The sequence below is a fragment of the Sinorhizobium sp. 22678 genome, assembly GCF_052044265.1.
GTDB lineage: Bacteria > Pseudomonadota > Alphaproteobacteria > Rhizobiales > Rhizobiaceae > Sinorhizobium > Sinorhizobium meliloti_A.
Genome location: NZ_JBQEMS010000021.1, coordinates 26,971 through 49,006, shown reverse-complemented (window position 1 = coordinate 49,006; position 22,036 = coordinate 26,971). Strand labels below are relative to the sequence as shown.

Annotated in this window: 20 protein-coding genes and 1 pseudogene; 13 read left to right on the top strand and 8 right to left on the bottom strand. The window is 64.0% G+C overall.

Annotated elements, in window-relative coordinates; genetic code table 11:
• Nucleotides 1–54 precede the first annotated feature (54 nt).
• From ACTJKL_RS24920 to ACTJKL_RS24905, 4 genes are all read right to left on the bottom strand, one after another.
• Nucleotides 55–675, bottom strand: a complete 621-nt coding sequence (locus tag ACTJKL_RS24920; protein ID WP_275596850.1) for a nucleoside triphosphate hydrolase — start codon at nucleotides 673–675, stop codon at nucleotides 55–57.
• Complete coding sequence (locus tag ACTJKL_RS24915) at nucleotides 672–1,454, bottom strand: ATP-binding cassette domain-containing protein (RefSeq protein ID WP_411922615.1); 783 nt, start codon at nucleotides 1,452–1,454, stop codon at nucleotides 672–674. Before ACTJKL_RS24915 ends, ACTJKL_RS24920 begins: the two co-directional genes overlap by 4 nt.
• Nucleotides 1,454–2,536, bottom strand: coding sequence for an ABC transporter permease (locus ACTJKL_RS24910; RefSeq protein WP_275596851.1), 1,083 nt, complete (start codon nucleotides 2,534–2,536; stop codon nucleotides 1,454–1,456). The genes ACTJKL_RS24915 and ACTJKL_RS24910 overlap by 1 nt, the downstream gene beginning before the upstream one ends.
• A gap of 280 nt (nucleotides 2,537–2,816) precedes the next feature.
• Nucleotides 2,817–3,842, bottom strand: coding sequence for a sugar ABC transporter substrate-binding protein (locus tag ACTJKL_RS24905; protein WP_018094081.1), 1,026 nt, complete (start codon nucleotides 3,840–3,842; stop codon nucleotides 2,817–2,819).
• A 358-nt stretch (nucleotides 3,843–4,200) separates the two neighbouring features.
• Here ACTJKL_RS24905 and ACTJKL_RS24900 point away from each other — a divergent pair, with 358 nt between their 5' ends.
• Nucleotides 4,201–5,430, top strand: a complete 1,230-nt coding sequence (locus tag ACTJKL_RS24900; protein ID WP_440854067.1) for an ROK family transcriptional regulator — start codon at nucleotides 4,201–4,203, stop codon at nucleotides 5,428–5,430.
• Between the two features lie 3 nt (nucleotides 5,431–5,433).
• Nucleotides 5,434–5,862, top strand: a complete 429-nt coding sequence (locus ACTJKL_RS24895; RefSeq protein ID WP_018094078.1) for an RbsD/FucU family protein — start codon at nucleotides 5,434–5,436, stop codon at nucleotides 5,860–5,862.
• Nucleotides 5,863–5,930: 68 nt separating this feature from the next.
• Here the strand turns inward: ACTJKL_RS24895 and ACTJKL_RS24890 are convergent, their stop codons facing one another.
• Entirely contained in the window at nucleotides 5,931–6,368 is a 438-nt protein-coding gene (locus ACTJKL_RS24890) for a DoxX family protein (protein WP_440854066.1), read from the bottom strand.
• Nucleotides 6,369–6,603: 235 nt separating this feature from the next.
• Between ACTJKL_RS24890 and ACTJKL_RS24885 the strand changes: the two genes are divergently transcribed.
• Together ACTJKL_RS24885 and cyaD1 are read left to right on the top strand one after the other, a co-directional pair.
• The gene (locus ACTJKL_RS24885) at nucleotides 6,604–7,308 is read left to right on the top strand and encodes a Crp/Fnr family transcriptional regulator (protein WP_018094076.1); all 705 of its coding nucleotides are present in this window, start codon (nucleotides 6,604–6,606) and stop codon (nucleotides 7,306–7,308) included.
• A 61-nt stretch (nucleotides 7,309–7,369) separates the two neighbouring features.
• Nucleotides 7,370–9,241, top strand: a complete 1,872-nt coding sequence (gene cyaD1 / locus ACTJKL_RS24880; RefSeq protein ID WP_440854065.1) for an adenylate cyclase CyaD1 — start codon at nucleotides 7,370–7,372, stop codon at nucleotides 9,239–9,241.
• 37 nt (nucleotides 9,242–9,278) lie between these two features.
• On the opposite strand, the gene ACTJKL_RS24875 is transcribed toward cyaD1, so the two are convergent.
• A complete protein-coding gene (locus ACTJKL_RS24875) occupies nucleotides 9,279–9,893 on the bottom strand; it encodes a FecR family protein (protein ID WP_440854064.1) in 615 nt (204 codons plus the stop codon).
• Nucleotides 9,894–10,090: 197 nt separating this feature from the next.
• Here ACTJKL_RS24875 and ACTJKL_RS24870 point away from each other — a divergent pair, with 197 nt between their 5' ends.
• From ACTJKL_RS24870 to ACTJKL_RS24830, 9 genes are all read left to right on the top strand, one after another.
• A complete protein-coding gene (locus tag ACTJKL_RS24870; protein WP_440854063.1) occupies nucleotides 10,091–10,564 on the top strand; it encodes a sel1 repeat family protein in 474 nt (157 codons plus the stop codon).
• A gap of 111 nt (nucleotides 10,565–10,675) precedes the next feature.
• Nucleotides 10,676–11,482 carry a 2', 3'cyclic nucleotide phosphodiesterase SpdA gene (spdA, locus tag ACTJKL_RS24865; protein WP_440854087.1) on the top strand — a complete coding sequence of 269 codons (807 nt, stop codon included), beginning with the start codon at nucleotides 10,676–10,678 and terminating at the stop codon, nucleotides 11,480–11,482.
• 58 nt (nucleotides 11,483–11,540) lie between these two features.
• Complete coding sequence (locus ACTJKL_RS24860) at nucleotides 11,541–11,855, top strand: YkgJ family cysteine cluster protein (protein WP_440854062.1); 315 nt, start codon at nucleotides 11,541–11,543, stop codon at nucleotides 11,853–11,855.
• Between the two features lie 182 nt (nucleotides 11,856–12,037).
• On the top strand, nucleotides 12,038–15,739 hold the full coding sequence (gene putA, locus ACTJKL_RS24855; RefSeq protein WP_440854061.1) for a trifunctional transcriptional regulator/proline dehydrogenase/L-glutamate gamma-semialdehyde dehydrogenase: 3,702 nt from the start codon (nucleotides 12,038–12,040) through the stop codon (nucleotides 15,737–15,739).
• Nucleotides 15,740–15,933: 194 nt separating this feature from the next.
• On the top strand, nucleotides 15,934–16,518 hold the full coding sequence (locus ACTJKL_RS24850; protein ID WP_379937043.1) for an IMPACT family protein: 585 nt from the start codon (nucleotides 15,934–15,936) through the stop codon (nucleotides 16,516–16,518).
• A gap of 84 nt (nucleotides 16,519–16,602) precedes the next feature.
• A complete protein-coding gene (locus ACTJKL_RS24845; RefSeq protein WP_440854060.1) occupies nucleotides 16,603–17,589 on the top strand; it encodes an aldo/keto reductase in 987 nt (328 codons plus the stop codon).
• Nucleotides 17,590–17,611: 22 nt separating this feature from the next.
• Nucleotides 17,612–18,043, top strand: a complete 432-nt coding sequence (locus ACTJKL_RS24840) for a DUF1810 domain-containing protein (protein ID WP_379937044.1) — start codon at nucleotides 17,612–17,614, stop codon at nucleotides 18,041–18,043.
• A 464-nt stretch (nucleotides 18,044–18,507) separates the two neighbouring features.
• A complete protein-coding gene (locus tag ACTJKL_RS24835) occupies nucleotides 18,508–19,185 on the top strand; it encodes a methyltransferase family protein (RefSeq protein WP_100669712.1) in 678 nt (225 codons plus the stop codon).
• Nucleotides 19,186–19,368: 183 nt separating this feature from the next.
• Complete coding sequence (locus tag ACTJKL_RS24830) at nucleotides 19,369–19,839, top strand: aminoacyl-tRNA deacylase (protein ID WP_275596860.1); 471 nt, start codon at nucleotides 19,369–19,371, stop codon at nucleotides 19,837–19,839.
• A 271-nt stretch (nucleotides 19,840–20,110) separates the two neighbouring features.
• On the opposite strand, the pseudogene ACTJKL_RS24825 reads toward ACTJKL_RS24830, so the two are convergent.
• Nucleotides 20,111–21,251, bottom strand: a pseudogene (locus ACTJKL_RS24825) (alpha-hydroxy acid oxidase).
• Between the two features lie 91 nt (nucleotides 21,252–21,342).
• The gene (locus tag ACTJKL_RS24820; protein ID WP_275596862.1) at nucleotides 21,343–21,960 is read right to left on the bottom strand and encodes a hypothetical protein; all 618 of its coding nucleotides are present in this window, start codon (nucleotides 21,958–21,960) and stop codon (nucleotides 21,343–21,345) included.
• Nucleotides 21,961–22,036: the final 76 nt, after the last annotated feature.

The window sequence follows — 22,036 nt, the reverse complement described above, 5'->3', positions numbered from 1 at the left end:
TCGAAAGGTCACCGCAGTCCGCGGCCGGAAACTGCGGGACGAATGCCGAGCACTCTAAAAGTCCCTGATCACGACATCCGCCGGCCTGCGGCTGTCGAGGACCCGGCGGGCATTGGGCAGGTCGTTGCCATAGGCCTTGCTGCGCGCCGCGTCTTCGTCATAGCCGTGATCGTACCAGCGCTGCAGGAGCCGCCGCTCGATCACCTCCAGACCCGGATCTATGAAGATCGAATAATCAAAGGCGCCGTCGAGGCCGTTCCAGGGCGCTTCCTCCAGCAGCAGGTAGTTGCCCTCGGCAAGCACGATACGCGTCTCGGGCGCGATGATCCTCGCCGAGGCGATCGCCAGTTCGCGGGAGCGGTCGAAGACCGGAACGAGAACCTCGCCGTCATCGGCGCGCACGGCAGCAAGCGTTGCGAGAAAGGATCGGACGTCGAAGGTCTCGGGTGCCCCCTTGCGGGCAAGCAGCCCTTTTTCTTCGAGAACGGCATTGTCCATGTGAAACCCGTCCATGGGCAACACCGCCGCCTTTTCGCCCGCCTGCGTGATCGCCTCCGCCAGCGTTTCGGAAAGCGTAGACTTGCCGGCGCCGGGCGGACCGGCGATGGCAACGATGAAGCGGCCGGAAACGACCGCCCGCTTCAGGATTTCATCCGCAAGGGATTTGACGCTCATGCCGCAATCGCCTCGCGCGGCGGCTCCTTCGCGCCGGTCATGAAGGCCACCGCATCGGACATGGTGTAATCCTTGGGATTGATGACGCAGAGGCGGCGGCCGAGACGATGGATATGGATCCGGTCCGCGACTTCGAAGACATGCGGCATGTTGTGCGAGATCAGCACGATCGGCAGACCGCGGCGACGCACGTCGAGGATCAGCTCCAGCACGCGGCGGCTCTCCTTCACCCCGAGCGCCGCAGTCGGCTCGTCCATGATGACGACCTTGGAACCGAAGGCGGCGGCGCGTGCCACCGCGACGCCCTGGCGTTGTCCGCCCGAGAGCGTCTCGACCGCCTGGTTGATGTTCTGGATGGTCATCAGACCGAGCTCGGAGAGCTTCGCCCGCGCCTGCTTTTCCATGGCGGCCCGGTCGAGCGAGCGGAACCACCTGCCCATGATTCCCGGCTTGCGGATTTCCCGGCCGAGGAACATGTTGTCGGCGATCGACAATGCCGGCGACAAAGCGAGGTTCTGATAGACCGTTTCGATGCCGGCTTGTCTCGCCTCCATCGGCGAGCGGAACTGGATGGGCCTGCCCTCCAGCCGGATCTCGCCCTCGTCCGGCGTGACGGCGCCCGATATCGCCTTGATCATCGAGGACTTGCCGGCGCCGTTGTCGCCGATAACGGCCAGGATTTCACCGGGATAGAGGTCGAAGTCGGCGCGATCGAGGGCAGTCACGCGGCCATAGCGCTTGACGAGGCCACGGGCGGTGAGAATGGGTTCCTGTGCCATCAGGCTGCTACCTTTCTGATCCACTGGTCGATTGCAACGGCGATGATGATCAGCAAGCCGATCAGGAGATAGGTCCATTGCGGGTCGGTGCCCATGAGGCGCAGGCCGAGCGAGAAGACGCCGACGATCAGCGCGCCGAAGAGCATGCCCATGATGGAGCCGCGGCCGCCGAAGAGCGAGATGCCGCCGATCACCACGGCGGTGATCGATTCGATATTCGCAAACTGCCCCGCTGTCGGGGAGACGGAGCCGATGCGGCCGATGAGGGTCCAGCCGGCAAGGGCGCAGATGAGACCGGAGAGCGTATAGATGGAGATGAGCATGCGCGTGACGTTGACGCCGGCGAGCTTTGCAGCCTCGGGGTCATCGCCCACGGCATAGACATAGCGCCCCCAGGCCGTGCGGTTCAGGACGTACCAAAGAAGGCAGACGAGGAGCACCATCACCACGACGCCATAGGTGAAGACGGCATTGCCGACGCGGAAGTTCTGGCCGAAGAACTGCAGGATCGGGGCATTCGCGGAAATGTCCTGAGCCCGGATCGTCTCGTTGGCGGAATAGAGGAAGTTGGAGGCGAGCACGATCTGCCACATGCCGAGCGTGACGATAAAGGGCGGCAGCTTCATCCGCGCGACGAGCGTTCCGTTGATGTAGCCGCAGAGCGCCCCCACCCCAAGACCGCAGATGACGGAGAGCACCGGCGGGAAGCCGTAGCGGAAGGTGAACTGCCCCATGATGACGGATGAGAGCACCATGATGGCGCCGACCGAAAGATCGATACCGGCGGTCAGGATCACGAGCGTCTGAGCGGCACCGACGATACCGACGATTGCCACCTGCTGCAGGATCAGCGTCATGGTGAAGGCGGAAAAGAACTTGCCGCCGAGAATGACCCCGAAGGCGATCAGCGACAGAACCAGCACGATCAGCGGCACCGCGGCCGGGCTCGAATGCAGGAAGTGCTGCAGCTTCTGAAGCAGCGTCTTATCATGCGCGTCGAAAGACGCTACGTCCGTCGAACTGTCGGCCAGGACCTTTTCGAATTCCTGGGATGGCTGTGCGGCCGTGTTTGTTTCGCCCATGGGGACTCCTCCCGTGAACCCCGCTCAAGAGGGGGTGCATTGCTGCAGGATGCGCGGCCCACCGGTCGAAGCGGCGAGCCTCAGAACGCTCGACGACAATCCCGCTTGCGCCGCGATCGGTTCTGAGAAGCCAGAGCGGAACGCGGGCAAGAAGCATCTCGCGCTTTCCTCGCCCCGCCCTGAAAATTGCGCAGGTTTTCGATGCCTTGTCAAAGACCTCGGCACTTGCGGAAAGGGCGGCCGGGGCCGCCCTTCCCCTCACGCCTGTGCGCGTGGCCGATCAGCCCCAGCACTTCTCCATTCCGGTCTTGGTATCGATCGACTCGACGCCGGATACCGGCTTGTCGGTGACAAGCGCGACGCCGGTGTCGACGAAGTCCTTGCCTTCGGTTGGCGTAGGCTTCTCGCCCGTATCGGCGAACTTCTTGATGGCCTCGATGCCGAGCGCCGCCATCATCAGCGGATACTGCTGCGACGTCGCGCCGATCACGCCCTCGGCGACATTCTTGACGCCCGGGCAGCCGCCGTCGACGGAAACGATCAGCACGTCCTTCTCGCGGCCGACGGACTTCAGCGCCTCATAGGCGCCGGCGGCGGCCGGCTCGTTGATCGTGTGGACGACGTTGATGGTCGGATCCTTCTGGAGGAGGTTCTCCATCGCGGTCCGGCCACCCTCTTCGTTGCCGTTGGTGATGTCGTGGCCGACGATGCGCGGATCATCCTCGTCGCCGATCTTGTTCGGGTCCTTGGGGTCGATGCCGAAACCGATCATGAAGCCCTGGTCGCGCAACACGTCGACGGAGGGCTGCGACGGCGTCAGGTCGAGGAAGGCCACCTTGGCTTCCTTGGCGGCATCGCCGAGCGTTGCAGCCGCCCACTGGCCGATGAGTTTGCCGGCGAGCAGGTTGTCCGTCGCAAAAGTGGCGTCGGCGGCATTGAGGGGTTCGAGCGGCGTGTCGAGCGCGATGACCAAGAGACCCGCATCCCGCGCCTTCTGGACCTGGGGCACGATACCCTGGGTATCGGAGGCGGCAATCAGGATACCCTTGGCGCCATCGGCAATGCAGGTCTCGATCGCAGCGACCTGGCTTTCGGAATCACCGTCGATCTTGCCGGCATAGGACTTGAGGGTGACGCCCAGTTCCTTGGCCTTGGCGGCCGCGCCCTCCTTCATCTTCACGAAGAAAGGATTGGTGTCGGTTTTGGTGATGAGGCATGCCGACACGTCGGCTGCCTGCGAGGGCGATGCGAAAGCAACGCCCATGGCGAGCGCGCCGAATGCGGCAGAAAGAACTGTCTTCTTCATTAAATCCTCCCAAGGATGAAAAATGCCGGCGCGCCGGCTTTCAGGACCCGCTGCAACATTCTCCTCGGCTGCAGACGGCGCTTCCGAGGGTCAATCAAGCATCAAAAATCCAGCCTGTCAATAAATAAATCAAATTGAATTATTATCTCATTGTGGCATTCTGCGCGTAATGTCGCTTCCGTCCAATCGGGAGGATCGGGCATTGACAATCGCGGGCCGAATGCGGACAGGGCCCACGCGAACCGAGCGGCGTCAGGGTGCCGCGATCAGGGTGCGGTCGCGGTACAGCTTTAGGTACTGCATGGCCGTACCCGGATCGGAGAGGAACCGTACGGTACCAATGGGAGGAAACGGTGGCATGTCACTGACAGATGGCCCCTATACGGGGCCGCCCCAGCCGGATGTGATCGACCCGAGCGGCGGGGCCAATCAAACGCGCGTGCGCGCCTATAACGAACGGCTGGTCATGTCGCTGGTGCGCCGTCACGGCAGTTTGTCCAAGGCCGAGATCGCGCGCCGCTCCGGTCTATCGGCGCAGACCGCCTCCGTCATCATGCGGTCGCTCGAAGCCGACGGGCTGCTCGTCCGCGGCGCGCCGGTGCGCGGCCGCGTCGGACAGCCCTCCATCCCCATGCGGCTCAATCCGGATGCGGTCTATTCCTTCGGCGTGAAGATCGGCCGGCGCAGCGCCGATCTGGTGCTGATGGATTTCCTCGGCACGATTCGGCTGCACCTCCATCAGATCCATACCTATCCGCTCCCCGAGGAGATCGTCAGCTTCATCGTCGGGGGCATCGGCAAGCTCGAGGGACAGCTCGACACCGGCGAGCGCGGCCGCATCGCCGGCGTCGGCATCGCTACGCCGTTCGAGTTGTGGAACTGGTCGGAGGAGGTCGGCGCGCCGCGCGAAGAGATGGACCGGTGGCGTGATTTCGACCTGCAGGCGGCGGTCGCCTCGCGCATCCGGCATCCGGTGTTTCTTCAGAACGACGGAACCAGCGCCTGCGGCGCCGAACTCGCCTTCGGTGTCGGCGCCAGTTACCCCGATTTCGTCTATTTCTATATCGGCTCCTTTATCGGCGGCGGCGTCGTGATCAACTCCGCCCTCTTTTCCGGCCGAACCGGCACCGCCGGCGCCGTCGGCCCGCTGCCTGTCGCCGGCAAGGACGGCAAGTCGACGCAGTTGCTGAAAATCGCCTCGGTCTTCGTCCTGGAAAAGCTGCTACGCGAACGCGGCATCGACCCGGAGCCGCTCTGGTACTCGGCCGACGACTGGATCGATTTCGGCGAGCCGCTCGAAATATGGATCCAGGATGCGGCGGCGGCGCTTGCACAAGCCGTCGTCTCCGCGGTTTCCGTCGTCGATTTTTCGGCGGCCGTGATCGACGGCGGCTTTCCGCCCTGGGTGCGGGCGCGCCTTCTTGCCGCGACGCGCAAGGCCATCCAGACGCTCGACCTGCAGGGCGTCACGGTTCCGGACCTCGTCGAAGGCACCGTCGGCAGTCACGCCCGCGCGATCGGCGGCGCAAGCCTGCCGCTCTTCTCCCGCTATCTTCTGGACACCAATGTCCTCTTCAAGGAGCTTTGACACTTGCTGAAAGGAATAAGCCCCGTTCTGAGCCCGGAGCTTCTCTCCACATTGAGAGCGATGGGGCACGGCGACGAGATTGCACTCGTCGACGGAAATTACCCCGGGCTGGAGCACGCGCGCCGGCTCATCCGGCTGGACGGGCACCCGCTTGTCCCCGTGCTCGACGCCGTCTTGAGCATCCTGCCGATCGACGATTTCGTGCCGGAGGCGATCTTTCGGGCAACGGTCAAACAGGACCGCGATGCGCTCGACCCGGTGCATCGGGACATCATCGCCTGCTGTCGGAAACATGAGCCGACACAGCCGGTCGTTCCTTTGCTCGGAGCGGATTTTTATCAGCGGGTGAAGGCTGCTCATGCGGTGGTGCAGACCAGCGAGCCGCGGCTCTACGGCAACGTCATCCTGCGCAAGGGCGTCATCTATCCTTAAGAAGGTGACGCCTAAACAAAGAACCCGCCGGCGAGCCGGCGGGTTCTTCTCGATCAGAGGTGCCTGCGTTAAGCGGCGACCGTGTTTCCGGTGCGGGCATCGAGCGCGAGCGCGCCCGGGCCGAAGCCTGCCAGCACCAGGAAGGCGCCGGCGATCGTGATGTTCTTCATCATCATGATCTGGTTGAAGACCGTCAGCAGCCCGTTTGCAGCCGGCGGGAAGTCCGGGACGTTGATTGCGCCGCTATGGAAGACGAAGGCGGTGACCACGCAGAAGGCGGCAAGCAGATAGGATGCGATGCGGGTCTGAAAGCCGACGAGGATCGCAAGACCGGCAACGAGTTCGAAGAGACCGGCGAGATAGGCGAGCGCCGTTGCGGCAGGCCAACCGGCACCGGTGATCATGCCGGCCGTCGCCGACGGGTCGGTGAGCTTGCCGAAACCGGAGGTGATGAAGATGATCGAGAGAAGAATGCGCCCGATGAGCACGATGACATTCTGGGACATGCGCAAGGCTCCTGTTGGAAAACGTGTTGGCAGCAGAGATAACAAGATTTTCGAAATCCTCTAGCCGCCCACCCGGCGACAGATCGTTCACAATCTAGAGACGGAATCGATTCGTCGTCAACTGATGCCTTACCGCTTTGGCTTCGGCCGGCCGATCAAGCGCTTTTCTGTTGCAAGATGAGGCAACAGAGTCAAAACTCCCCGACGCGTAAAGGGGAACGCAGGGGTAACCGCAATGGCTGAAGTCATCCGGAGTTCCGCCTTCTGGCGGTCCTTCCCTATATTCGAAGAATTCGACAGCGAAACCCTGTGCGAGCTCTCGGGCATCGCCAGTTATCGCAAATGGTCCGCGGGCACGGTCATTTTCCAACGCGGCGACCAAGGCGACTACATGATCGTGGTGGTTTCCGGGCGCATCAAGCTTTCGCTGTTCACGCCGCAAGGCCGCGAACTCATGTTGCGGCAGCACGAGGCAGGAGCGCTGTTCGGCGAAATGGCGCTGCTCGACGGACAGCCGCGATCGGCGGATGCGACGGCCGTCACCAACGCCGAAGGCTATGTGATCGGCAAGAAGGATTTCCTCGCCCTCATCACGCAGAGGCCGAGGACCGCCGAGGCGGTGATCCGCTTCCTCTGCGCGCAATTGCGCGACACGACGGACCGGCTGGAAACCATTGCGCTCTACGATCTTAACGCCCGCGTCGCCCGCTTCTTCCTGGCGACGCTCCGCCAGATCCACGGCAGCGAGATGCCGCAAAGCGCCAATCTCCGGCTGACGCTCAGCCAGACGGACATCGCCTCGATTCTCGGAGCGAGCCGGCCGAAGGTGAACCGCGCGATCCTGTCGCTGGAGGAGAGCGGCGCGATCAAGCGAGCGGACGGCATCATCTGCTGCAATGTCGGCCGCCTGCTGAGCATCGCCGATCCGGAGGAGGATTGACGCCGCTCGCCTGAAAGCGGGCGGTTTCAAAAACTTGGAGCGGTTGAGCGTAAGGCCGAGGATGCATCACCGCATAACCCCGCTTTCCGGAGGGATCATCGCCAGCCTTGCCGCGGCGCTGCTGCTCTATCTCTCTGCCGGAACCATCCTCGACACCCAGCGTGAGCTCTTTTTCGATAATCTCACCCAATGGGTCCCCTCGCCGAGGTCGCCCGACATCATCGTCGTCGACGTCGACCGCAAGGCCTATGAAGCGCGTGGCGGCAGCTGGGACAGGGCCGCAACCGCCGATCTGATTACACGCCTGGCCGCGGCCGGGCCGAAGACGATCGCCGTCGATTTCGTTTTCAGTTCCGCCTGCGACCCGGCTTCGCCCGCAAACGCCGCGCTCGCCGCGGCGATCGGCAGGGCACCCGCGGCCCTCGGCTTCCTGGCGGCCGATCACGTTCTCGAACGGCCGCGCCCCGTGCCGCCTCTGGCCCTCCGGCGCCAGCTGGCCGTCCCCGCGCAGTGGTTTATCGAAGGGGCAGAGACCTCTTGCCCGGCCTTCATGGACCAGGCGAGGGCTGCGACGGCGGCTTTTCTCGTCGGCGACGAAGACGCGCGGGTCCGGCGCGTTCAGGCTTTCGCCATACTTGGCAACGATGCCTACCCGGCACTCGGCATCGAAGCGGGGCGGCTCGCCGCCGACAGCAGCACGCCCGTTCTCGGCGGAGAACCCGCCTGGCTGAGGCTTGATCACGCGATCATCCCCCTCGACGAGAACGGCAACCTGCGCTTCCCCGCAAGTTCCGAGGAGGCGATCGCCGCCCGCACGATCTCTGCGGCCGACATCCTCGCCGGTCGCTTGGAGAAAAGTCGTTTGGCGGGAAGGCTCGTCTTGATCGGCAGCAGCATGCCGAGCCTTGGCGGCCTTCGGCCCACCGCCTCCATGCCGCTCCAGCCGTCGGTTCAGATCCACGCCGATATCGCCAATGCGATCATGACGGGGTTCGTGCCTTACCGTGGCAGCAATCTGCCATTGATCGAGGCGGTCTTCGCCTTCGCAGCGGGAGTCGCTGCAGCATATGCGGCAACCAGGCTTCGCCCGATGGCATCCCTTATGCTGGGCGCTGCGACGGTGCTCGCCGTCATCGCCTTTGCCGGTGCGATCTATGCCTCCACCGGTTGGCTCTTCGACGCAGTCGGCACATCATTGGCACTGGTTGCGGTGCTCGTCGTCACCAGCGCATTGCAGTTTGCGCGCACGCGGCGCGCAGAGGCGATCGCCCGGCGGAAATTCTCGCAATATCTGCCGCAGTCCGTGGTGGCGCGTTACATAGATGAGCCCGATCGCGGGCGCATGGCCGGTGAGGAACGCCCGGTGACGGCGCTCTTCACCGATATCGAGGGTTTCTCGACACTTTCGCAAAAGCTTGGCCCCCGCGAACTCGTGGCCCTGCTCGACGTCTATTTCGCCGAGGTGAACGCGCTCGTCGCCGGGCATGGCGGCATGGTCGACAAGGTGGTCGGGGATGCCGTCCACGCCCTCTTCAACGCGCCAGAGGACCTGCCCGACCATGTAGACAAGGCGATCGGCTGCGCCGTGGCGATCCATGTCCTGACCGAGGAGATGCGCGGACGTGCGCAATTTGCCGAACACGGTTTCGGCAGGACGCGCATCGGCATCGAAACCGGGCCGGCGGTACTGGGAGAGGTGGGCGCCGGAGGGAAGCTCGACTACACCGCCCATGGCGATGCGGTGAACCTCGCCGCTCGCCTTCAGGAGGCGAACAAGTTTCTCGGCACCGCCATCTGCATCGGCCCGGCGGCGGCTGCGCAGTCGAATGCGGCGCTCAGATCCCTTGGACGCCACGATATCAGAGGCTTCGGATCGATGGAGCTATTTACGGTAGCGAGCGATGGGCTGAACAAGCACCTTCGAGCGGAATGAGGACAGCCACCGCAGCGCGGGATGCCGGCCATCGCCGCTACCTCAACCCGACGCTCGCATAGGCTTGACGAATCCGCACCTCTCCCCAGCGCGTCGGTTCGCTGGGAGCGGCGCCCGGGTGGCTGATGTCGACGCCCTGGCCGGCCGCAACTGTCCGTGTAATGCCGCCGCCCTGAACGGATACCACACCATGTTCAACGAAGACCGCGAAAGCCGCTCGGCTCGGGCCGCAGAAGAATTTCGTTCCGCGAACGCCGATCATGCCGAAGGCGGTGCGCACCGCGACGTCCGTCTTGGGCAAGCCTGCGGGCCGGTCGAAGACCATCCGGCCCAGTCCCAGCTCCAGGGTTCCCCCCTGGCCGGCGATGTAGCTGTCGATCAGCAGTTCCGTTTGCGGCCCCAGCAGGATACGCGTTTCGCTGAGCGCGAGATCGGCGAAGCTGTTGCTGCTCGTCAGGACATAATCCTTGTCGAGAACCGCACCGCCGATCGCCAGCCGTTCCTCGTCCCCGCCCTGCCGACGGCGGACGTTGCCGCGGATCTTTGCGGCCTTGCCCACGACCGGAGCTGCTGCCGTCGAACGGCCGCCCGATACGGCGGCAAGCAACACCCCGCCAAGAAAGATCCGTCTCCTCACCTCGAACTGCCGCATCGGCTTCTCCGCTGGGTTTCGCAGCGCTCCCTGTTCGGCCTCCGGCTCCTCACGAGGATAGACCGAGGCGTCCCCGATGCAAGACGCATCTTGGGGTCTGCCTGAACTCACCGTTTCATCGCCTTCGCCGCTGTTTCCCGCGGAACAGATACCGAGTCGGAGCGACCCTAGAATGTGGGGGCAAGAGGGAGCGCACCATGACGAAATACGTTGAATCGAGCCTTCGCACCGGCCTGCATCATCTGCTTGCGGCGGCCGTGCTCCTGCCCCTCTTCGCGATCATGCCTTCCTCTGCGCGTGCAAGCGATCTCACCGCCGCCGAGCAATGCGACCGCGAGGCCGGTAGCGAATTCGACCTCGAGCGCAACAGGGCTTTCCCGGCCGTTGCGACGCAGAACATCCGCATCGGAGTGGCGCTTTCCGCCTGCCGCGAGGCCTATAATCAGAACGGCGGCGCCCGGACGCAGTTCCAGCTCGCACGCGTTCTCGACAAGGCTGGACAGAAGCTGCAGTCGGCACGAATTCTCGCCGAAGCCGCCGCGAACGGCCACGCTCTGGCAATGGCAAGCTATGCCCATCTCCTCGCCGAGCGCGGCATGGCCGGTAAATCCTCCGGCGATTTGCTGACCGTCCGGCGCTTCGCGCAGGCAACCGCGGAGCGGTTGCAGTGATGGGGGCGGCAGTCCGGTCTTCCGCATAGGTCCGACCCGCCCGAAAATGCCGCTTGACGCCTGCGAGCAGGCGCAGGAGCGTGACCCGTGAGACATCAACGCGGGACGCACATGACGAAGCTCATCATTTTCTCCGATCTCCACATGGTGCCCGAAGGCGAGACGATCATCGGGCTGGACCCGTATCGGCGGCTCGCAAACGGCATCGCCCACGTCAACCGCTATCATGCGGATGCCGACCGGGTGATCTTCGCCGGCGATCTGACGCATCGGGCGGACCGCGCTTCCTACGAGCGGCTGAAGGCCCTTCTCGGCGAACTCACCCCACCGGCGGCACTCATGATCGGCAATCACGACCGGCGCGAAGTGTTTCTCGACGTCTTCGCCGAAACGGCGGTCGACGTGAACGGCTTCGTCCAGCAGGTGCTCGATTTCGCCGATTGCCGCGCGATCCTGCTCGATACGCTGTTTGCACCGCCCTACGATTATCCGGTGAGTCACGCCGGTCACCTATGCGACAGGCGGCTTGCCTGGCTCGGCCGGCAACTCGAAGAGGCCGGCGGCCGGCCGGCGCTCGTCTTCATGCACCACCCGCCGCATGTCAGCGGCTTTGCCGGTATGGACATGATCCGCCTCATCAACGAAGACGACTTCTACGCCCTGGTGAAGCGGCACGGCAATGTTCGTCATATCTTCGCCGGTCATGTTCACCGCACCATCAGCGGCTCCAGTCGCGGCATTCCCTTCTCGATCTTCAAAAGCCCCGTGCACCAGCAGCCGATGCCCTTCGACACGGCGGACGCATCTCTTTCGGTGGACGAGCCGGCGGCCTACGGCATAGCGCTGGTGACCGGCGACGGCGTGCTCGTGCATACGGAAGACTACGAGATAGCTAGGCGCGACGCGGTGGGGACGTGACCTTCCGGCGCGAGCGGCAGGCATTCCGGCGCCACCCGCTTCGTGATAGGCTGATGCCATGAGCCATTCCGTTCCCGCCAATCAGAATTTCGACTGCCAGAGCTGCGGCGCCTGCTGCGCCTATTCGGCCGACTGGCCGCGTTTTTCGCTCGAGACGGAGGAAGAGCTCGAGCGCATACCGGCAAATTATGTGGCTGCGGATCTCGGCGGCATGCGTTGCGAGAGCGGCCGCTGCACGGCGCTTGAGGGCAAGCTCGGCCGTTCCGTCGCCTGCAAGGTCTACGATATACGCCCCATCGTCTGTCGCACCTGCATGCCGGGGGATGACGAGTGCCTGATGGCGCGGGAGCAACTTTTCGGGACTGCATGCTGATTTTCGTCCGGAACATTGGCCTGCACTCCGTATAGTCCTCCTTTTGTCTGGCCTGTCGTGGAGAAACATTCGGTCATAATGCTAATTTGCCGGATGGATGTTCGGCGATGGCACGCGTATTTTCTGCCACGACATCAGGGCGTCGATAGCGCCCGCTACCATTCCGTGGAGGACAGCGTTCAATGAGCCCGAACCCGCTTCAAAAAACCCCCGTCGAGGTCGCCCCGGCGCCGTTCGCCGACTTCGCACCGCCGGTCCGGCCACAGAGCACGCTGCGCCAGGCGATCACGGCCGCGTACCGCCGCCCGGAAACGGAATGCCTGCCGCCGCTTCTCGAAGCGGCCACGCAATCGAAGGAAACACGGGATGCGGCCGCACGAACGGCCCGCAAGCTGATCGAGGCGCTGCGCGGCAAGCACAGCGGCTCCGGCGTCGAGGGCCTGGTGCAGGAATATTCGCTTTCCAGCCAGGAAGGCGTGGCACTCATGTGCCTTGCGGAAGCGCTGCTGCGCATTCCCGACACGGCGACGCGTGACGCGCTGATCCGCGACAAGATCGCCGACGGCAACTGGAAATCGCATCTCGGCGGCAGCCGTTCGCTCTTCGTCAATGCCGCGACCTGGGGCCTCGTCGTAACCGGCAAGCTGACCTCGACGGTCAACGACCGCAGCTTGTCGGCGGCGCTCACACGTCTCATCTCGCGTTGCGGCGAGCCGGTGATCCGGCGCGGCGTCGACATGGCCATGCGGATGATGGGCGAACAGTTCGTTACCGGCGAGACGATCCAGGAAGCGCTGAAGCGTTCGAAGGAACTCGAGGAAAAGGGCTTCCGCTACTCCTACGACATGCTCGGCGAGGCCGCGACCACGGCCGCCGACGCGGAACGGTATTACAGGGATTACGAGAGCGCCATTCACGCGATCGGCAAAGCCTCCGCCGGCCGCGGCATCTATGAAGGCCCCGGCATCTCGATCAAGCTCTCGGCGCTGCATCCCCGCTATAGCCGCGCGCAGGCCGCGCGCGTGATGGGCGAACTGCTGCCGAAGGTAAAGGCGCTCGCACTCCTCGCCAGGAATTACGATATCGGCCTCAACGTCGACGCCGAGGAAGCCGACCGGCTGGAACTGTCGCTCGATCTCCTCGAGGAGCTCTGCCTCGACGGCGAGCTCTCCGGCTGGAACGGCATGGGCTTCGTCGTCCAGGCCTACGGCAAGCGCTGCCCCTTCGTTCTGGACTTCATCATCGATCTCGCCCGGCGCTCCGGGCGGCGCATCATGGTGCGGCTCGTGAAGGGCGCCTATTGGGATGCCGAGATCAAGCGGGCGCAGCTCGACGGGCTCGCGGATTTCCCGGTCTTCACGCGCAAGATCCACACCGACGTCTCCTATATCGCCTGCGCAGCCAAGCTGCTTGCCGCGACCGATGTGGTCTTCCCGCAATTCGCGACACACAATGCCCAGACGCTCGCCGCCATCTATCACATGGCAGGCAGGGACTTTCAGGTGGGCAAATACGAATTCCAGTGCCTGCACGGCATGGGCGAGCCTCTTTACGAAGAGGTCGTCGGCCGCCGCAAGCTCGATCGTCCCTGCCGCATCTATGCGCCTGTCGGCACCCATGAGACGCTGCTTGCCTATCTGGTCCGGCGCCTGCTCGAAAACGGCGCCAACTCCTCCTTCGTGCATCGCATCAACGACCCGAAGGTTTCGATCGACGAACTGATCGCCGATCCCGTCGAAGTCGTCCGCGCCATGCCGGTCGTCGGCGCCAAGCACGACAGGATCGCCTTGCCGGCCGAGCTCTTCGGCGATGCGCGGACCAATTCCGCAGGCCTCGACCTTTCCAACGAGGAAACGCTTGCGTCGCTTACGGAAGCGCTGAGGGAAAGCGCGGCCATGAAGTGGACCGCCGTACCGCGGCTCGCTACCGGTCCCGCTGCCGGCGAGACGCGCACGGTTCTAAATCCCGGAGATCATCGCGACGTCGCAGGCTCGGTGACCGAGACCTCGGAAGAGGACGCACGGCGCGCCGTGCGCCTTGCCGCCGAAGCGGCGCCGGATTGGGCGGCCGTCCCGCCGTCCGAACGGGCCGCCTGCCTCGACCGCGCCGCCGAGCTGATGCAGGCCCGCATGCCCACGCTTCTCGGGCTGATCATCCGCGAGGCAGGCAAATCGGCGCTGAACGCCATTGCCGAGGTGCGCGAGGCGATCGATTTCCTGCGCTACTATGCCGAACAGACGCGGCGCACGCTCGGCCCCGGCCACGGGCCGCTCGGGCCGATCGTCTGCATCAGCCCGTGGAACTTCCCGCTGGCGATCTTCACCGGGCAGATCGCCGCCGCACTCGTGGCCGGCAATCCCGTGCTCGCCAAACCCGCGGAAGAGACGCCGCTGATCGCCGCCGAGGGTGTGCGCATCCTGCATGAGGCCGGCATCCCGGCAAGCGCGCTGCAGCTTCTTCCGGGCGACGGACGCGTGGGTGCGGCGCTGGTCGCCGCAGCCGAGACTGCGGGTGTGATGTTCACCGGGTCGACGGAAGTCGCGCGGCTGATCCAGGCACAGCTTGCCGACCGCCTTTCGCCTGCCGGCCGGCCGATCCCGCTGATCGCCGAAACCGGAGGCCAGAATGCGATGATCGTCGACTCCTCGGCGCTTGCCGAGCAGGTGGTCGGCGACGTGATCACATCAGCCTTCGACAGTGCCGGCCAGCGCTGCTCGGCGCTGCGTGTGCTGTGCCTGCAGGAGGATGTGGCCGACCGCATCTTGACGATGCTGAAGGGCGCGCTGCACGAATTGCATATCGGCCGCACCGATCGTCTTTCCGTGGATGTCGGGCCGGTCATCACGTCAGAGGCGAAGGACAACATCGAGAAGCACATAGAGCGGATGCGCGGGCTCGGCCGCAAGGTCGAGCAGATCGGGCTTGCCTCGGAGACCGGAGTGGGCACCTTCGTGCCGCCGACGATCATCGAACTCGAGAAGCTTTCCGATCTTCAACGCGAGGTCTTCGGGCCGGTGCTGCACGTCATCCGCTACCGGCGCGACGATCTCGACCGGCTGGTGGACGACATCAACGCCACCGGCTATGGCCTCACCTTCGGGCTCCACACGCGCCTCGACGAGACGATCGCGCATGTGACAAGCCGTATCAAGGCCGGCAACCTCTACATCAACCGCAACATCATCGGCGCGGTGGTGGGCGTTCAGCCCTTCGGCGGGCGCGGTCTTTCCGGTACCGGTCCCAAGGCCGGCGGTCCGCTTTATCTCGGCCGCCTGGTTACCACCCCACCGGTTCCGCCGCAGCACAGCTCGGTGCACACGGATCCGGTCCTTCTCGATTTCGCCAAGTGGCTCGACGGCAAAGGCGCGCGCGCGGAGGCCGAAGCGGCCCGCAACGCCGGCAGCAGCTCGGCCCTTGGCCTCGACCTGGAACTGCCCGGCCCGGTCGGCGAACGCAACCTCTATACCCTCCATGCGCGCGGCCGCATCCTCCTCGTGCCGGCGACGGAGAGCGGGCTGTACCACCAGCTCGCCGCCGCGCTCGCGACCGGCAACAGCGTCGCGATCGATGCCGCCTCCGGTCTGCAGGCTTCGCTGAAAAACGTGCCGCAAACGGTTGGCCTGCGCGTCTCCTGGTCAAAGGACTGGGCTGCCGACGGCCCCTTCGCCGGTGCGCTGGTCGAAGGTGACGCCGAGCGCGTCCGCGCCGTCAACAAGGCCATCGCCGCCCTGCCCGGCCCGCTCCTGCTCGTCCAGGCCGCATCGAGCGAGGAAATCGCCCGCAACCCGGACGCCTATTGCCTGAACTGGCTCGTGGAAGAGGTTTCCGCCTCGATCAACACGGCGGCAGCCGGCGGCAATGCCAGCCTGATGGCGATCGGCTGAACGCTCCTGTTCAACCGGGTTGATGGTCGACATTTTGGACCGGGATGATTGTCGACAATCTACCCGGTCTGAACGCCCGATTTGCCCCTCCCCAGCCCCTCCCCCTTGTGGAGAGGGGTTGGGGAGGGGTGACCTTGACGATGACGGTGCGCCATCCGTCCGCTATGACCGCTGGAAGAATCGGGACAAAGCGGATGTTCACGCTCCAACGCATCGAGACCTCGACACAGGAAATCAAGAAGAGCCGCTTTCTCGCGATTGCCGGGCCGATCGAGGACGAACCATCGGCCAAGACCTTCATTGCCGCCCACTCGGACACTGCGGCCAATCACAATTGCTGGGCCTGGCGGGTCGGCCAGAGCTATCGCTTCAGCGACGACGGCGAGCCAAGCGGGACGGCGGGCAAGCCGATCCTTGCGGCGATCGACGGCCAGTCGCTGGATCGCGTCGCCGTCGTCGTGACGCGCTGGTTCGGCGGCATTCTGCTCGGCAGCGGCGGATTGGTCCGGGCCTATGGCGGCACGGCGGCGCTCTGCCTGCGGGCGGCGGAGAAGATCGAGCTCATCGAGCGTCAGCGCGCCGAGATCGCCTGCGACTTCGCCGATCTCGCGCTCATCAAGGCGCGGCTGGCAGCGCGCGGCGTGTCGATCGCCTCCGAGAGTTTCACCGGCACCGGTGCGGTGCTGTCGGTCGAGATACGGCAAGACGCATTAGACGACGTGCTCGCTCTGGTGAGCGATCTCAGTCGCGGCAAGGCGCTCGTGACACTCTGCGACTGAGCTTTCATCTGCGCCACTCTCGTCATAGTTATGCCAACCACCCGGAGCTGAAGTTCCGGCAGCACAATGGATAGGATAGCTTCGATGAAAACAAGGATCTTGGGACGAACGGGCGCCACGATTTCGGAGATCGGTTTCGGCGCCTGGCAAATCGGCGGCTCCTGGGGCGACGTCAGCGAGGAGGATGGCAAGCGCGCGCTCAATGCCGCCCTCGACAGCGGCGTCACCTTCATCGACACCGCAGACGTCTATGGCGACGGGCGTTCCGAAAACATCATCGCCGCGGTGCTGCGGGAACGGGGCGGGGAGAAACCATTCGTCGCCACGAAGGCAGGACGCCGGCTCAATCCGCACGTGGTGGAGGGCTATACAGGCGGCAATATCGAGGCCTTCATCGACCGCAGCCTCGCAAATCTCGGCGTCGAAACGCTTGATCTCGTCCAGCTCCACTGCCCACCGCCGGAGGTCTACTATCGGCCCGAGGTCTTCGGCGCGCTCGATGGGCTGGTCACCAAGGGCAAGATCCGCCATTACGGCGTCTCGGTCGAGAAAGTCGAAGAGGCCCTGAAGGCTATCGAATATCCGGGCGTCGCCACGGTCCAGATCATCTACAACATCTTCCGCCAGCGGCCGCAGGACCTATTCTTCGCCGAGGCGAAAAAAAAGAATGTCGGCGTCATCGTGCGCGTGCCGCTGGCGTCCGGCTTGCTTTCGGGCAAGATCGGCAAAGATACGGTCTTTGCTCCAGACGACCACCGCAACTTCAATCGTGACGGCGAAGCCTTCGACGTTGGGGAGACCTTTGCCGGCGTGCCCTTCGACGTGGCGCTGCAGGCGGTCGACGAGCTTCGTACGCTGGTGCCCGCCAATGTGCCGATGGCGCAATTCGCCTTGCGCTGGATCCTCGCGCAGGACGCCGTTTCCGTCGTTATCCCCGGAGCCCGCAATGCCGCGCAGGCGCAGTCGAACGCCGCCGCCAGCGCCCTTGCGCCGATCGACGGCGCGACGCTCGCGGCAATCGCGGCGCTTTACGAGCGGCTCGTCAAGGTTCATGTTCATCAGCGCTGGTGATGGATGAACCGGTGAGAGGGTGATGACGAGGGAGGCATTCGATCTCGAACGCTTCGTCGCGGCGCAGGAAAGCACCTATCCGGCTGCGCTTGCGGAGCTTCGTGCCGGGGCCAAGCGGACCCACTGGATGTGGTTCATCTTTCCGCAGATCGCGGGCCTCGGCCATTCGCCGACGGCCCGGTTTTATGCGCTCTCAGGCCTCGGCGAGGCGCGCGCCTATGTCGAACATCCGCTTCTCGGCCGACGTATTCTCGAATGCACGGAAGCGGTCAATGGGGTCAGGGGGCGCAACGCTCTTGAGATCTTCGGGCGGCCGGACGATTTGAAGTTTTGCTCATCGATGACGCTCTTCGAAGCGGCGGCGCCTGATGTCGACGCCTTCACCCGGGCGCTCGACCTTTACTTCGACGGCGTCCGGGACAAGAGGACGATCGAGATTCTCGGGAAGAGCTGAACCGCGCTCAAAAGGACGCGGCCGCTCCCTGCGAAAGGACGAGCAGGAACAGCACCGCACAGACCGTCAGGCCGGCGATGATGAGCATCAGTTCCTTCATCATATAGCGATACATCGCGTCCCTCCTTTGCGGACGGCGAGTGCTGCTCCAGCACCGCACGTCCTGTTCGACGTGCAAGGGGCTGTAGTGCTTCGCATTGCCGCATGCCTTGATCCTGAACCGGTCGAGGCCCAAGTGAAGGTGCAGCGGATCTAATATGGGAATCCGTTATGCGGCTTTAAGTTCCGCGCGAAGCACAAGTGTGTGAACGCCGGCGGGCGCCCGATGGAACGTCGCGCGCGCCCCGTTCAATCCCACTTCACCCGCCTGAGATGAGAGTTGCGAGCGCTGGCCGGAACACTATCTCCAGGAGTCCATCGCTCTAAAGCGCCCTTCATCGCACAAACTATGCAGGAGCTTGCTCATGCTTGTCAGGCTGACCGTACAGACGATCGTCTGGTTCGGATTCATCGGAGCCGTTCTCTTTCTTTCCGCCGGAACGCTCGCCTGGCCCGCGGCGTGGAGCTACCTGTTCCTCATGCTTGCGCTTTCGTTCCTCGTCGGGCTGCTCCTTGCCCGGCACGATCCCGCGCTGCTCAAGGAAAGGCTGGCTGCCCCAATCCAGGAAGGCCAGCCCCTGGCCGACAAGGTGCTCCTTTCGGTGATCCTCCTGTTCCTTGTCGCCGGCTTCGCCTTCATGGCGCTCGATGCAGCGAGATTCAAATGGTCTTCCATGCCGGTCTGGGTGCAGGCTCTGGGTGCGCTGCTCCTCGTCCTCTCCATCGGATTCAGCTATCGGACATTGCGCGAAAACAGCTTCGCATCTCCGGTCGTCAAGGTGCAGACCGAGCGTGCGCAAAGCGTGATCACCACGGGACCCTATCGTTACGTCCGTCATCCCTTCTATACGGGCAGTCTTCTCTTCGTCGCCGCAACCTCTTTGTTCCTGGGCTCCTGGTGGGGGCTGCTCGTGGCACTCGGACTGGCGGCATTGCTCGCGATCCGGATCGGCATAGAGGAAAAGGCGCTGCGTACCGGGCTCGCCGGCTACGACGCCTATGCGGAACGCGTGCGCTACCGGCTCGTGCCCTACGTGTGGTAGCCGACCCGGCCGTTGGCCGTTGACTCCTCCGATGATGAGAGGAGAATGTCATCTTCCGCGTCACTACAGTGCCCCGCGTCCTGCCGGACGCCCGAAAGCTGCTGTAGCACTTTGAAGCGCTGCATTTTTTCTTGAGTCCAAACGGCTTGGGAAGACTGCAGCAGGATAGGAGAGGCGCCTACGATGACGATCGCCAGGAGACTTCAGGACTATATCGACGGCGAAGGGATCACCTACGACACCCTCGCGCATCACCGTACCGCAACCACCAGTCAGACTGCCGAAGCCGCCCATGTGCCGGGCAACAGGCTCGCCAAATCCGTGGTGGTTCACCACGAGATGGGCTATGCGCTCGCCGTCGTTCCGGCCACGCATCGGGTCGAGCTCTCCACGCTGCAGGACGTCATGAACCGCCGTCTCGGCCTCGCCTCGGAGGAGGAGGTCAGCGAGCTCTTCAACGATTGCGAGACCGGAGCCGTCCCGCCGATCGGGGAGGCCTATGGCGTGCCGGTCATTCTCGACGAGAGCCTCGACAGGGCAAACGATGTCTATTTCGAGGGCGGCGACCACAGGACGCTCGTGCATATGAGCGGCACCAATTTTCGCAACCTGACGAAGGATGCGCGGGTCGCCCGGTTCAGCCACCCGTCATGAGCCGAGCCGCTTATCGGCGGCGGGCCCGATCGGGGTTCACTGGGCGATACCGTCGTGGATATGGCGATGCAGGACGCGCTTCCCGCGGGAATGAGCATCCCCTGCTCCTGACCCTTGCGGTGAAGGTCGCATATGCCGGGAGATGTTCTCGCGAGCGCCCGAAAAAGCCGCTTGCCCTTGAAAGGGTGAGATGATTCGGAAAAATTTTTACGAGGCAGGCTTCAGTCCGCCTGCGTCATCCGCATGCGCCGCGGCAATGCAAGGTGCATTCTCACCGGAAACGCAGGTTTTCCTTTGTAAGCTCGTCGACCGACGAGCAGCCCATCAGCTTCATGCCGCGTTCGATCTCTATGCGCATCAGTTCCAGCGCCCGTTCGACGCCGGCCTGTCCTGCCGCAGCGAGCGGGAAGAGATAGTAGCGGCCAAGCCCGACCGCCTTCGCTCCCAGCGAGAGCGCCTTGAGCACATGGGTGCCGCGCTGCACGCCGCCGTCCATCATCACATCTATCCTGTCTCCAACGGCCTGAACGATCTCGTCAAGCTGGTCGAATGCGGTGCGTGAACCGTCAAGCTGGCGCCCGCCGTGATTGGAGAGCACGATTCCGGTGCAGCCGATCTCGACCGCGCGCTTGGCATCCTCGACCGAAATCACGCCTTTCAGACAAAACTGGCCGCCCCAGTGCTGCACCATCTCGGCGACGTCGTCCCAGGACATCGACGGACATCTCGGTGAAGTAGCGGCTTATCGACATCGCGCCGCGGCCCATATCGACATGGTTTTCCAGCTGCGGCAGCCTGAAAGGCTCATGGCGAACGTAATTGACCGCCCAAAAGGGCTTGATCGCAAATTGCGTGATGCCGGCGAGATTGAGCTTGAAAGGAATGGCAAACCCCGTGCGCTTGTCGCGCTCGCGATTGCCCCCGGTGATGCTGTCCACCGTCAGCATCATCACCTCGATGCCGGCCTGCTTGGCGCGCCCCATCATCTCGCGGTTCAACCCACGATCCTTGTGGAAGTAGAACTGGTAGACCTGCGGGCCGTCGCAGATCCGCCGGGCCTCTTCCAGACTGACGGTGCCGAGCGAGGAGACGCCGAACATCGTGCCGAACTTCGCCGCCGCTGCCGCCACCGCGCGTTCGCCCTGATGGTGGAACAGACGCTGAAGCGCGGTCGGCGAGCAATAGACGGGCATCGCCAGCCTTTGGCCCATCACCGTCACCGACATGTCGATATCGCCGACGCCGCGCAGGACATTCGGAACCAGATCGCAGCCCTCGAACGCAGTCGTATTGCGCCGGTAGGTGACCTCGTCATCGGCCGCGCCATCGATGTAGTTGAAGATCGGCGACGGCAGGCGCTGCTTTGCCATCCGACGGAAATCGTGGAAATTATAACAATCTTTCAGACGCATCTGCCCCTCGGACCCGAACGGCGGAATCAATAGCACTTTTTCGATAGAGCGGAATGAGGAAATCAAACGAGCCCCGGCGGGAATCCGGCGCTCAGTCCGTCGTCGAGCCGGCAATGATGGTGAGGCGCCGCATGGATGGTATGTGGACACTGAAGAGGAAGACGCCCCACCATTCGGCGCCGTCATCGAAATAGTCCGAGACCTCCGGCAGCCGCATGTCGGACCAGTCGAGAATTTCGCTCGCGCGGTGCGGCGGCAATATGAAGTCCCTGATCTCCTCGAACACCGCCTGCACCTCGCCTGGCCTGGCGTCGAGCGGATAGGGCGGACTGGAGAAAGCGTAGGCGAACTGCCCGCCGGTTTCGGGGCAGGCGCTTGCACCCGAGATGATCTTCACACCCTCAAGCGAGCTCAAGACCGGATCCGTCAGCTGCGATCCGTCGGCGGTCTTATAGCGGCCGAGCCTCAGCAGGTTGCCGCTGTCCGGGTCGTACCAGTCGCCGAAGAATGCCTTTTCGGTGATGCGCCGGCTTCCCAGAGCGCGCAGCTTCCCGGCATCGAACCTATGGAAGTGGCGCAACGCCTGCGGAACTGCCGAAAGCACCTCCTCCTCCGTACCGCCTGCGTTCTCGAAGACCGCGAAATCGAGCACGCCCAGCATCTTGTCGAAGCGTTCAAAGGCAGGCGGCAGCTTCTCGATCCGGTTCATTTCAGTTTTTGGTCCGTCCAGTCGTCCGTCTTCAGGGGCTCCGCAACCCGAGTAAAAGCTCTGTCGCGGGTCACAA